Annotated in this window: 10 protein-coding genes; 2 read left to right on the forward strand and 8 right to left on the reverse strand. The window is 42.1% G+C overall.

The annotated features are described in order from the left end of the window. Nucleotide 1: 1 nt before the first annotated feature. Nucleotides 2-484 carry a DUF2975 domain-containing protein gene (locus DUK53_RS01635; protein WP_036094057.1) on the reverse strand — a complete coding sequence of 161 codons (483 nt, stop codon included), beginning with the start codon at nucleotides 482-484 and terminating at the stop codon, nucleotides 2-4. A 248-nt stretch (nucleotides 485-732) separates the two neighbouring features. Here DUK53_RS01635 and DUK53_RS01640 point away from each other — a divergent pair, with 248 nt between their 5' ends. Together DUK53_RS01640 and DUK53_RS01645 are read left to right on the forward strand one after the other, a co-directional pair. Continuing rightward, a complete protein-coding gene (locus DUK53_RS01640) occupies nucleotides 733-1,485 on the forward strand; it encodes a tyrosine-type recombinase/integrase (protein ID WP_236637259.1) in 753 nt (250 codons plus the stop codon). Nucleotides 1,486-1,500: 15 nt separating this feature from the next. Further along, nucleotides 1,501-1,752 carry a hypothetical protein gene (locus DUK53_RS01645; protein WP_077917918.1) on the forward strand — a complete coding sequence of 84 codons (252 nt, stop codon included), beginning with the start codon at nucleotides 1,501-1,503 and terminating at the stop codon, nucleotides 1,750-1,752. A 208-nt stretch (nucleotides 1,753-1,960) separates the two neighbouring features. Here the strand turns inward: DUK53_RS01645 and DUK53_RS01650 are convergent, their stop codons facing one another. From DUK53_RS01650 to mutS, 7 genes are all read right to left on the reverse strand, one after another. Continuing rightward, nucleotides 1,961-2,848, reverse strand: coding sequence for a polysaccharide deacetylase family protein (locus tag DUK53_RS01650; protein ID WP_052164863.1), 888 nt, complete (start codon nucleotides 2,846-2,848; stop codon nucleotides 1,961-1,963). 164 nt (nucleotides 2,849-3,012) lie between these two features. Further along, nucleotides 3,013-3,759, reverse strand: coding sequence for a pyruvate formate-lyase-activating protein (gene pflA, locus DUK53_RS01655; RefSeq protein ID WP_036094051.1), 747 nt, complete (start codon nucleotides 3,757-3,759; stop codon nucleotides 3,013-3,015). 236 nt (nucleotides 3,760-3,995) lie between these two features. Continuing rightward, nucleotides 3,996-6,227, reverse strand: a complete 2,232-nt coding sequence (gene pflB / locus DUK53_RS01660; protein WP_036131184.1) for a formate C-acetyltransferase — start codon at nucleotides 6,225-6,227, stop codon at nucleotides 3,996-3,998. Nucleotides 6,228-6,614: 387 nt separating this feature from the next. Continuing rightward, on the reverse strand, nucleotides 6,615-7,475 hold the full coding sequence (locus tag DUK53_RS01665; protein ID WP_036131182.1) for a ribokinase: 861 nt from the start codon (nucleotides 7,473-7,475) through the stop codon (nucleotides 6,615-6,617). Between the two features lie 12 nt (nucleotides 7,476-7,487). Next, the gene (locus DUK53_RS01670) at nucleotides 7,488-8,033 is read right to left on the reverse strand and encodes a glycerol-3-phosphate responsive antiterminator (protein ID WP_036094047.1); all 546 of its coding nucleotides are present in this window, start codon (nucleotides 8,031-8,033) and stop codon (nucleotides 7,488-7,490) included. Nucleotides 8,034-8,054: 21 nt separating this feature from the next. Continuing rightward, nucleotides 8,055-9,899 (reverse strand): DNA mismatch repair endonuclease MutL, encoded by a 1,845-nt coding sequence (gene mutL, locus DUK53_RS01675; protein ID WP_036131178.1) that lies wholly within the window; start codon nucleotides 9,897-9,899, stop codon nucleotides 8,055-8,057. A gap of 20 nt (nucleotides 9,900-9,919) precedes the next feature. After that, the gene (gene mutS, locus DUK53_RS01680) at nucleotides 9,920-12,514 is read right to left on the reverse strand and encodes a DNA mismatch repair protein MutS (protein ID WP_036131464.1); all 2,595 of its coding nucleotides are present in this window, start codon (nucleotides 12,512-12,514) and stop codon (nucleotides 9,920-9,922) included. Nucleotides 12,515-12,568 lie beyond the last annotated feature (54 nt).

Raw genomic sequence — 12,568 nt, forward strand, 5'->3', positions numbered from 1 at the left:
CTCAGACCGTCAAGTCGTTTTCAGATTTAATAGCCACTGCTTCTTGCAAAATTCTCTGTAGAACCGCCGCAAAAGTAGCAACAACAATGGACGCGAATGTAAGAATAAGCCCAATAACGACAATTCCAGGCGCATCATCTTGTTGCGCGAGACAATAAAAAAGTGGCAAGCTAAGCATGTAAAGCCCGCTAATGACCATCGCACAGTACTTTATACGCTTCAAAGCTCGCACGGAAAGCTCTGAGAAAGCCTTCTGTTTATCAATGTAAGTCAAGACCTTTAGTGCCTGATACAAGCCAATAAAAAACGGTACAGCAGCAAGGTACATCGTAATCAAAATGGGATAAAGCCATCGCGCGAAATCAGGATCATTTCTACCTGCTTCCATAGCTAGCGCAGGTAATCCAAAAATACATAGAGCAAGTATAACAAGCCCGATGAAGACAATAGCAAGTTTTAAAAGCAAAGTCGATCCACGTTCCATAAAAACACCTCATTTAGTAATATATATCGATTATAAACTAAAAAATATCGTTTTGCAATAAAAAAATGTTGTTTTTATTTGATCGATTAATCACGACTAAATATGCTATAATAAAAATGGAGGTGATAAGCATACCAGAATTAGAAGACTATGTCAGCTTATTAAGATCAAAATCGCGTTCAGAATCGACGACAAAGCAATCGAAAAGAATCATTCAGAACTATATGCAAAGATTCGGCTCATTGGAAGTGTCTAAAAAGGAGGTCTATATCTATTATAAAGAATTAGAAAACAAGTTAGCTAAATCTACATTTTACAATCATATTAAGATATTACGCCATTTTTATCATTTTGTATCTAACGAGAATCCGCATATCAACAATCCCTTTGCTCGATTTAAACCGCGAGCCCCAGTTCGTAAGTTTGTGCGTGTACTATATGAGCAAGAAATCGACACATTATATGCCCGAATGCTAGAGAATAGTCGAATATCGGATTATCAGCGCTTTCTATTCGAATTTATCTATGCAACAGGTATGAAGCCTTCTGAAATGCAGAGATTAGTGCTATCTGATTTCGATTTTATTACTCGGAGTATTGTTGTGGCAGGCGATAATGGTAGCAGGCGCTATACTTTTTACAGCGAAAACCTAGAGCCACTGCTACTTAATCATCTAGAAAAGCGACAAAGCATACTGGAAAAACAAGGTCTGTACCATTCTGCCTTTCTTATAGATTGGGAAACGGGTCTTACAGTTAATGGACATATCATTTATCAAGCAATCACAGCAATTGGTAAAGAATTAAATATCAAGCTAACACCATCCATTTTGCGCCATTCATTTGCTGTTGCATTATTAGAAAATGGCTGTGATATCAGGTATATCCAGGCACTACTGGGCCATATATCTATACTAACGACACAAATCTATGAAAAAGTAGAAATTAAGTCAAAACAAAACACCATACAGAAATATCATCCACGTGGTAAAAAATCATAGAAAGGCGTGAAAACGGTGTTTTATGAAAATGATATCGTAATAAAACAAAAACTTATCGGTGATTTGAACAAATACTTAATGTCCCAAAAGCAAGTAGCAGAATTTTTAGGCATGTCAAGATCCAATCTATCCAGCGTGGTCAGTACGGATAAATTAAGACCGCTGTATGTATTTGATCATAGCAGTTCTAGAAAGATGGCTTTATTCTACAAAAAAGATGTGGAGCTTTACTCAAAAAACAGGCGCACAAGAAAAAGAAATAAATGATAGAACATTGTTATATAAAATGAAGCGCGAAACTAGAAAAGGCGATAAAAAAGTGAGGGAAGAGAAGTTTTTTCCTGCTTATTTCATATTGTCTTTTTTAGTTTACATAATATATATTATAGGAAGTAATAACGTCATAATGACAAAGCACAAATCCACAATAAAAAGCATCATTTCTCTCTTTTAAAAGAAAAACAATGCTTCTAACTCATAAATTAGGATCTTTTTTGAAGTTTTGGTGTAAAGTTTCGTTCTCGTGATACGCTTGGAACACATATCCTTTGTCGCGTAACATTTTAATCACTCTAGGCAATGCATCTAATGTGTTTTTACGCTCATGGAATAGAATAACTAATGGCTCGTTGCTGCCTTCATAAGCATTTACTTGAGATAGCACATTTTGATATACGGCACCTGAATTACCCGGGCTATAACGCCAATCATTGCTATCAATATTCCAATCAACTAACCGGAAACCGTTCTGTTTTGTTTGCTCAACCTGTGTATTTGTAAGGTACGTACTACCATAAGGCGCTCGAATCAAATTAGTACGAATGCCACTAATTCTTTCGAAGTCGTCGCGCTCACGGCTCATTTCACTAATAAATGTAGGATCTTTTTTACGATATAGTTTCTTCGGATTGTGCGTATAGCTATGTAGGCCAATTACAAAACCACTATCAATCATGCGCTGATACGTTTCTTTGTCACCATTTGCAAACTCATTTCCAACAAAGAAAAAAGATGCCGGAGCTTTCTCTTTTTCAAGAACTTCTAAAAATTGCTTTAAATGTATGCTTGGCCCATCATCGAATGTTAAGTAAACCACTTTTTTACCTGCTGCTGGCCCTGGTGGATCTTTCGGCGCAGAACTAATGCTTTGTTGCTTAGCCGGGACTTTCCAGTGCTGCACAGAAACGGCTTCAGCTTTGAGGACAAGTAACTCTTTGGACGAAGCGCTATTTGTGAATAAGTTATTTGTTAAGACTAATCCCCCGATGGTTAGTACAAGTGTTGATAAAACAATAGCTATGAGCCACTTAAATTTCGATGACTTATTATTTTGCGTGGTTTTCGAACTTCTATTCTGTCTCATTCATCATGGCCTCCTTTTTCTTTCATAATACAATTTAAACATAGTTTGTTATATAATTCAAGGATTAATGGTCGTAAAATTGATTTTTTTGACACATAAAAAGTGTTTTTGTAATCTTAAAGTAATAAAAGGACGCAAAATGTCATCTGCGCCCTCCTATATCATCAATTATATTTTTGCGTTTCTAAAATTGTATTCGCCATCTTAACGACATCATCTTCTGGACCTTCAATACCTTCCAGTGGATAACGGATACCGAGACTCTCCCACTTGTACACACCCATCGTATGGTATGGCAACACTTCAACGCGAGCTACATTCGGTAGCTTCGTAATAAATTCATGCAGCTTCGTTAAATCTTCCGGATCATCCGTTTTCGTTGGAATTAATACATGACGAATCCAAATTGGCTGTTCTTTATCCGCAAGATACTGTGCAAAATCCAGAATCGGCGCATTTGGACGCGTTGTTAATTTTAGATGTTTCTCTGGATTGATTTGCTTAATATCCAATAAAATTAAATCTGTAACTTCCATTAAACGATCTAGTTTTTCAATAAATTCAGAATCTCTTGTAAAGCAACCACCACAAGAATCGATTGTTGTATGGATTCCAGCTTGTTTACAAAGTGTGAAGAGCTCGATTAGGAAATCAACCTGCAGCAACGGTTCTCCCCCACTAACTGTGATTCCACCATCTGAAGCATCCATGAAAGCCTTATACTTATAAGCCTCCTCAAAAACATCCTGGGCGGTTCTTTCCTCCCCGATTCCAATCTTCCACGTATCCGGATTATGACAAAATTGGCAACGCAGTAAACAACCTTGCATAAAGACAATAAAACGGATACCAGGACCATCCACAGTCCCCATTGTTTCCACGGAATGAACACGACCAATAACTTCAGACATTTGACTCCTCTTCCTTTCAAGTAGTAGATTTACAACAGACAGGGATTGCAAAAAACGCAATCCCTAAAAATGTTTTCCCGCAGCACTTCGAAATCCCCGCGAAACATCATCGGGCCGAGAAACGTTGATATCCTAGGCAAAAGCGAGTACCGAAGCGGAGCGTACGACTTGTACGTGAGCATCGGAACGGAGCTTTTAACGACGGAGATCGGCGTTTCTCGGTTTGATGAAAGACATTACATGGATTCGTGCATGGTGCGGTGTATTACATCCAATTGTTGCTCACGTGTTAATTTAATGAAGTTAACAGCGTAACCAGATACACGGATTGTTAATTGTGGGTATTCTTCTGGATGATCCATCGCATCAAGCAATGTGTCACGATTAAAGACGTTGATATTTAAATGATGGCCCATTTTTGTTGAGTAACCATCAAGCATTGCAACAAGATTATTGATTTGTGATTCATCTTCGCGACCTAATGCTTTTGGCACGATAGAGAATGTATTCGAAATACCATCTTGTCCATATTCATACGGAAGTTTTGCAACAGATGATAAGGAAGCTAGAGCGCCTTTTGTATCGCGACCATGCATTGGGTTTGCTCCTGGTGCGAATGGTTCGCCAGCGCGACGTCCGTCTGGTGTGTTACCAGTTTTCTTACCGTATACAACGTTAGATGTGATAGTAAGAACAGACGTTGTATGAACAGAATCACGATATGTTTTATGTTTTTTAACTTTCGTCATGAATGCTTTTAGAAGATCAACGGCGATTTCATCTACGCGATCGTCATTGTTTCCATATTTAGGATAGTCACCGATGATTTCAAAATCAATAGCGATTCCGTTTTCATCACGGATTGGTTTTACTTGCGCATGTTTGATAGCACTTAAAGAATCGGCTGCAACAGAAAGTCCAGCGATACCAGTTGCCATCGTACGTAATACGTGTGTATCATGAAGCGCCATTTCTAGACGTTCGTACGCGTATTTATCATGCATATAATGGATAACGTTTAGTGTGTTTAGGTATAATTCTGCAATCCATTCCATCATTTCGTCAAATTTAGCCATGACTTCTTCATAGTCTAGTACTTCAGAAGTGATTGGTTGGAAAGCTGGTCCAACTTGTGCTTTTGATTTCTCATCCACGCCACCGTTGATTGCATAAAGTAATGTTTTTGCAAGATTGGCACGTGCTCCGAAGAATTGCATTTGTTTACCGATACGCATTGCGGATACACAACATGCGATTCCGTAGTCGTCGCCCCATTTAGGACGCATAACATCATCGTTTTCATATTGGATAGCGCTTGTTTTGATAGACATTTTAGCGCAGAATTTCTTGAATCCTGATGGTAATTGTGTCGACCAAAGTACCGTTAAGTTTGGCTCAGGAGCTGGTCCTAAGTTGTTTAGTGTATGCAAGAACCGGAATGAGTTCTTCGTTACAAGTGGTAGACCGTCTTCTGAGATACCACCGATTGATTCTGTTACCCACGTTGGATCTCCAGAGAACAATTCGTTGTAGTCTGGAGTACGAGCGAATTTTACAAGGCGCAGTTTCATAATGAAATGATCCACGATTTCTTGCGCTTCCACTTCTGTTAATGTACCGTTGCGAAGATCGCGTTCTACGAAGATATCAAGGAATGTAGACGTACGGCCTAAACTCATTGCTGCTCCGTTTTGTTCTTTAATCGCTGCAAGGTAACCGAAGTATAACCATTGGAAAGCTTCTTGCGCTGTTGTTGCTGGTTTAGAAATATCAAAACCGTGCTGTGCTCCCAGTTGTTTTAGTTCAGCTAATGCGCGGATTTGTTCGTTTAACTCTTCACGTAAGCGAATAATATCGTCGCTCATTGTGCGAAGTCCTGTGTTTTTCAAGTCGTTCTTCTTGTCTTCGATTAGGCGATCCACACCGTATAATGCTACACGACGGTAGTCACCGATGATGCGCCCACGGCCGTATGCATCTGGAAGTCCTGTAATAATACCAGATTTACGAGCTGCACGCATTTCGTCATTATAAGCATCAAAAACACCTTGGTTATGCGTTTTACGCCAATCTCTGAAAATGCTTGAAATTTCTTTGTCGACTTCATAACCATAAGCTTCACATGCAAGCTCTGCCATACGGATGCCGCCAAACGGTTGTAGTGAGCGTTTGAAAGGTACATCTGTTTGCACGCCTACTACTGTTTCTAAATCTTTGTTTAAGTATCCAGGATCATGTGATGTGATAGTCGATACGATTTTTGTATCCATATCTAGCACGCCGCCGTTTTCCCGCTCTTGCTTTGTTAAATCCATAACTTGATCCCATAATTGCGATGTTGCATCTGTAGGACCTACTAGGAAAGTGTCGTCACCTTCGTATAATCTGTAGTTCTTCAAAATAAAGTCTCTTACGTCAATTTCGTTTTCCCAGTTACCACCTGTAAATTCAAACCATTGTTCTTTCATCACGGAAACCTCCTACGTTTCATTGTTCGTTTATGAGCGTTAAAAATTGAGCAAAGCTACCCAAGTAACTTCTATACTGTTATCATACCACAAAATAAAAATAATGCTACAGTTTTCACATAAAAATTTTACTGCATTCTAACAAAATTAAAGTGCTTTCATTGCTTTTTTAGCGCCAAGTGATTGGTATCACATACTTTCTTATATTGTCATGATTATTAAATAAGTACAAAAATAATTTACTTGCAACATTGTAACATTCCTGTACTATTCCAAATTCGTACCACTGTATTATAACAGTAGTTATTTTCTATCCGCTGTATCAAATCAGGTTTTGTTGCTATATCTCACTTTCTGCACGACTGTTCCAAATAAAAAAACTAACCTCTATTTTTCGAGATTAGCTTCTATATCTTCTAAGAATGGCATGCCGACTTGGGCACCAATTTTTGTTGTGCTTTGTGCAGCGGCTTGGTTAGCAAAACGGACGGCGTCATGCAAGGATTTCCCTGCAGTAATGGCAACCGCGAAAGCACCATTAAACGTATCCCCTGCCCCAGTGGAATCCTTGACTTCCACATCCACTGCCAGTATATCCGTATCTCCATCAGCATCACAAACCCGGACGCCGTCTTTTCCCCGCGTTACAAGCAGTGCTTCCGTGTTCCCTTGCAAAATGTCATCTGGTAACTGCTTAAACTCCGTCTCATTCGGCGTCAAATACGTAATCTTCCGCAAGAATGCAATCGGAAAACGATCCACAGGCGCAGGATCAAACACAGTTGGAATCCCGTGCTGCACCGCAACATCCACCGCTTTTTCAATGACCGAGAACGGAATCTCATTTTGCAACAATACAATCGATGCCCCAGCGATAATCTCATCAAGCATCAAGTCGTCCGGCCAAGCATTATTCGCCCCAGGAGCCACGATAATCCGGTTGTCTCCATGTTCCCGCAAAATCATCGCCAGGCCAGTCGTCAAATCCACACCGCGCACATGCGTCACGTCAATACAAAAAGAATTCAGATTCGCCAAAGCATCCGCGCCAAACGCATCGTTTCCAATCATACCAACCATCACAACATCGCCACCAAGTTTCGCGGCGGCAACCGCTTGATTCGCACCCTTGCCTCCCGGTGAAATCACTGCATCCTGACCCTTCACTGTTTCACCAAGTTCCGGCATCCCAGCCAGTTCCGTCGCAATATCCATATTAATACTTCCAATAACAACAATCTTTCCCATCTTCCTAATCCCTCATTTCCAAAGTGATTTTTGAGATGTCGTGATAGCCGTTGCTTTCGCTGCTAAAATTTCGTCAACCTGTGCCTGCGTTGTAATCAAGCCGCCCGCAATGACAGGAATGTGGAGCAGCTCCGTCATTTGTTCCACCATTGTAGGCAAGATTCCAGGCAACAATTCAATATAATCCGGTTTTATTTTCTGAACCAGTGCCGTGCCTTTCGTAAATGCGCTCGAGTCTAGCATAAATAAACGCTGAATCGCGAGCACCTTATGTTGTTTTGCCTTTAAAATAACGTTTCCTCTTGTCGAGATAATTCCAGCTGGGCGAACGTCTTGACACAAGAAGTCCACCGCATACTCATCATTTTTTAAGCCGTGAATGAGATCGGCGTGTAAGATGACCTTTTTACCACCAGAAGCGGCCAAATTTACGAGCGATTTCAGTTGCCCAACCTGCGTTTCTAACATCACCATATATTCCGCGTCCAGACTAAGAATTTTCTCTACATCCCGGTGATTATGCGCGGCAGGTATGACAGTTTGACCGTTAAACGACATGTGATTCTCTCCTTTAAAATTTTACATAATACGCTTAAACATTTTTTCGAGTTCATACGTCGAATAAGAAATGATGACTGGTCGACCATGTGGGCACGTAAATGGATCGTTTGCCTCGCGCAATGTATCGAGCAATTTTTCCATATCCGCCTGCGTTAAATAATGATTCGCTTTAATCGATTTCTTGCAACTCATCATAATTGCCGCATCTTCCCGCAATTTATGAATACTAACCTGTGGCTTCGTGAGCGCCTCGTCTAAAATATCACGCAACGTACTCTCTTCCTCCCCCTTAGGTAGCCACGTCGGATGCTCCCGAATAATAAAGCTATTTTGCCCAAAATTCTCAAGAAAAACGCCAACCTCTTCTAATTTCGCTTTTTGATCCCGTAATTTAATAAACTCATCCGTCGAAAAATCAAGGACAATCGGAACAAGCAACTGTTGCAATTCCCGATCCACTTCCCCAATCTTTTCCCGATAAAATTCATACTTAATCCGTTCTTGCGCGGCGTGCTGATCGATCAAATACATTCCCGTCTCGTTTTGCGCAACGATATAAGTCGCGTGAACTTGACCAACCGGGTACATTTTTGGCATCCGCTCTTTTGGAACTTCCACTGGCGCAGCCTCTTCCATCTTTGGCGCCACATCATATGCCGCGAAATCCTCATTGATAAAAAGTGGGTCTTCATCCGGCAATGCATCGCTCGTCGGCAACTCCATTTGTGTCTTCGGCGCCGTCGAATAAGTAGGCGTCACAACCGGTTTCGGCGCTTCCACCACCACTTCCTCCGGTTCCTCTTCCTTATCAAAATTGATCGCTAATTGCTCCGAGGCCAACTTCTGCCGTTTCGAGGGCGCAGCATCAGGAATCAACTGCTCCTTATGAAACGCGGCTTTTAACGTACTCGCGATAAACTGACCCAACTCCGCTTCCTTACTCAAACGAACCTCCAATTTGGCAGGATGCACATTCACATCCACAATCAAAGGGTCCATTTCAATCTGCAAAACTAAAATCGGAAAGCGACCAATCGGAAGCAGCGTATGATATCCATCCTGAATCGCCCGAACAAGCGCATAGTTTTTAATAAAACGGCCATTTACAATCGTGGAAATATAGTTACGATTCGAGCGGTTCACCTCAGGCAAAGCCGCGTATCCCGTCAACTTAAAATCCAGCGACTCCGCTTGAATCGGAATCATTTTTTTCGCAACAGCAAGTCCATAAATCGAAGCCATCACTTGTTGCAAGTCGCCATTCCCGTTCGTTTTCAGCAAACTTTTCCCGTTATGCGAGAAACGAAAGCTAATCTCCGGATGCGACAAGGCCAACCGATTCATGATATCCGTAATATTGCCAAGCTCCGTATGCAAACTCTTCAAATATTTCAAACGTGCCGGCGTATTGAAAAATAGATTAGAAACTTGAATCTCCGTGCCTTTTCTAGCCTGGGCACTATGCTTCTCAATCTCTTTCCCGCCCTCCACAACAATCTTCGTTCCCGCACCATCACCTGTCGCGGTCGTCATTTCTAAGAACGACACCGAGGCAATACTCGGCAAAGCTTCACCACGAAAGCCTAGCGTATGCACGCGAAACAAATCATGTTCGTTCTTAATCTTGCTCGTAGCATGGCGTTTAAAGGCAACAGAGACCTCTTCGGCGCGAATTCCGACACCATTATCGATAATCGTAATCTTATTCAGGCCGCCTTCTTCCACTAGCACATCAATAACGGTACTTTTAGCGTCAATCGCGTTTTCCACAAGTTCTTTCACAACGGAAGCAGGGCGTTCGACCACTTCACCAGCCGCGATTTTATTTGATAAGGCATCCGTCAATTCGATAATGTGAGCCATCTAAACTTCACCTTACTTTCCTATTGCTTCGCTTTTTTCTGTAAATCATAGAGTGTCGACATCGCGTCCATCGGCGTCATATGCATCAAATCAATATTTTTAATAACCTTGATTAAAGACTGTTCTTGCTTCATCCGCACTGTTTTCTCCTCGATTGGAAACATCGATAGCTGCACTTCTTCATGCGTTTCTGGCACACTCACAGCGGTTTCGGCAGGCATGATAATTTTCTCCTCCGAACTCTCCAACTGTTCTAAAATATGGCGTGCCCGGCCAATCAATTTTTGCGGAAGGTTGGCAAGCTCGGCGACATGAATCCCGTAACTCTTATCCGCCGGACCATCCTCAATTTTGTGAAGGAACACGACTTTCCCGTCCTCTTCCACGGCGCTGACATGCACATTATGCATCTGCGGTAACGTCTCATCCAAAATGGTTAACTCGTGATAATGCGTGGAGAACAAGGTTTTAGCGTGCACTTCCTCGTGGATGTACTCAATAATCGCCTGTGCTAACGCCATCCCATCATACGTCGCCGTCCCGCGCCCAATCTCATCAAACAAAATCAGACTGTCCGCCGTCGCATTCACAATCGCATTCCGCGCCTCCAACATCTCCACCATAAACGTACTCTGTCCAGCAATCAAGTCATCCGCCGCACCAATCCGTGTAAAAATCTGATCGAAAATTGGCAACGTCGCTTGTTCCGCCGGGATATAACAACCGACCTGCGCCATGATCGCGGTAAGCGCAATCTGACGCATGTATGTGCTCTTACCAGACATATTCGGTCCAGTTATCAATAACATACCGCGCGATTCGTTCATCACGCAGTCGTTCGCTACATAGCTCTGTGTCCCCATCACTTTTTCCACCACAGGATGGCGTCCCTGAATGATTTCCAAATCTCCCGTCTTATTCATGACCGGCTTCACAAAATGATTGTTCTCACTAATATTAGCAAAACTCTGCAAGCAGTCAATTTCACTGATCACCTTCGCCAATTTTTGCAGACGTTCGATATATTCCTTCACTGTTTCGCGAACCGCAATAAACAGCGAGTATTCCAACTCAATACTTTTTTCTTCCGCATCCAAAATCAGGCGTTCTTTTTCCTTCAAATCAGGCGTAATATAACGTTCCGCATTGGTCAACGTTTGCTTGCGCTCATATCGATTTTCTGGCAACGCCGCAATATTCGCCTTCGTTACCTCGATATAATAGCCAAATACACGATTAAAGCCAACTTTTAGCGATTTAATCCCAGTCAGTTCGCGCTCCTGGCGTTCCAGTTCTGCAATCCATGTTTTTCCGTTACGACTCGCATCCCGGTATGTATCCAGCTCCGCGTTATAGCCATCCTTGATAATCCCACCCTCACGAATCGAGATCGGAGGTGACGCATTAATCGAGCGCTCCAACACATCCGCAAGCGTATCACACGGATCAATTTCATCAATAATTCGCGTCAAATTCGGCTGATTCATAGCCTTCAACGTATCCCTCACAAGCGGAACCTGATACAGCGAATTCTTCAACTGAATCAAATCGCGCGCATTCACGTTCCCGTAAGCCACACGCCCAGCCAAACGCTCCAAATCATAGACCTGCTTCAACAACTCCATCAATTCCATCCGTTCAAAATAATGATTGATAAAACTGTTCACATCCTGTTGGCGTGCCTCAATCGCATCCAGGTGAATAAGCGGACGATCGATCCACTGTTTCAACAAACGCCCACCCATCGCGGTTTTCGTCTGATCTAGCAACCACAATAACGTGCCTTGTTTCCCCTTCCCACGAATCGACTCCGACAACTCCAAATTCCGCTTCGAATAATAGTCCATTTTCATATATTGGCTCGTTTCATAATGAACCGTCTTCTGTAAATGCGACAAATCCCGCTTTTGCGTATCAATAAAATAATTCAGCAACTTCGCAATCGCTTTTTTCTCAATTGGATGAATCGTGTTCGTCACTAAACTCTCGTAACCGCTCGGCAAATCATTATTATTCTCATACGAAATAAAGAGTCCCAGCTGCTCACGAACCGCTTCTGGAAACGCCTCACTAAACTCAATCCCGACAACCATTTCTTTTGCAGACAGCGTCGTCAACTCATTAATCAAGCGATCCTCACCCATCGCAAGTACCGTCGATTTCAGCTCACCCGTCGAAAGATCACAATAAGCAAAACCATATTCCTTCTCCTCGTGCTGAAAAACCGCCGCAATAAAATTGTTTTCTTTCTCCTTCAGACCCTTCGACTCCATCATCGTCCCCGGAGAAATCAGCTGAACCACTTCACGCTTCACCATACCCTTGGCAAATTTCGCGTCCTCCACCTGTTCACAAATCGCCACCTTGTAACCCTTATCAATCAACGTATCTATGTAACCCGCAGCCGCATGATAAGGCACCCCGCACATCGGAATCGGATTATCCGAATTACCCGCACGAGCCGTTAACGTTATCTCTAAAATTTGCGACGCTTGTATCGCATCTTCAAAGAACATCTCGTAGAAATCCCCTAATCGGAAAAACAGAAATGCATCTTTGTAATTTTCCTTAATCGCTAAATATTGCTTCATCATCGGCGTCACTTCAACTGCCATTCCAATCAACCCTTTTTCTCTTTGTTTAAAAGTTATTTTGTCCCTTTATTATAG

It is taken from the genome of Listeria sp. SHR_NRA_18, assembly GCF_003856515.1.
GTDB lineage: Bacteria > Bacillota > Bacilli > Lactobacillales > Listeriaceae > Listeria_A > Listeria_A newyorkensis.

Coding starts and splice junctions, on each gene's coding strand:
- DUK53_RS01635 (WP_036094057.1), bottom strand. CDS start 484: ATGGAACGTGGATCGACTTTGCTTTTAAAACTTGCTATTGTCTTCATC.
- DUK53_RS01650 (WP_052164863.1), bottom strand. CDS start 2,848: ATGAGACAGAATAGAAGTTCGAAAACCACGCAAAATAATAAGTCATCG.
- pflA (WP_036094051.1), bottom strand. CDS start 3,759: ATGTCTGAAGTTATTGGTCGTGTTCATTCCGTGGAAACAATGGGGACT.
- pflB (WP_036131184.1), bottom strand. CDS start 6,227: ATGAAAGAACAATGGTTTGAATTTACAGGTGGTAACTGGGAAAACGAA.
- DUK53_RS01665 (WP_036131182.1), bottom strand. CDS start 7,475: ATGGGAAAGATTGTTGTTATTGGAAGTATTAATATGGATATTGCGACG.
- DUK53_RS01670 (WP_036094047.1), bottom strand. CDS start 8,033: ATGTCGTTTAACGGTCAAACTGTCATACCTGCCGCGCATAATCACCGG.
- mutL (WP_036131178.1), bottom strand. CDS start 9,899: ATGGCTCACATTATCGAATTGACGGATGCCTTATCAAATAAAATCGCG.
- mutS (WP_036131464.1), bottom strand. CDS start 12,514: ATGGCAGTTGAAGTGACGCCGATGATGAAGCAATATTTAGCGATTAAG.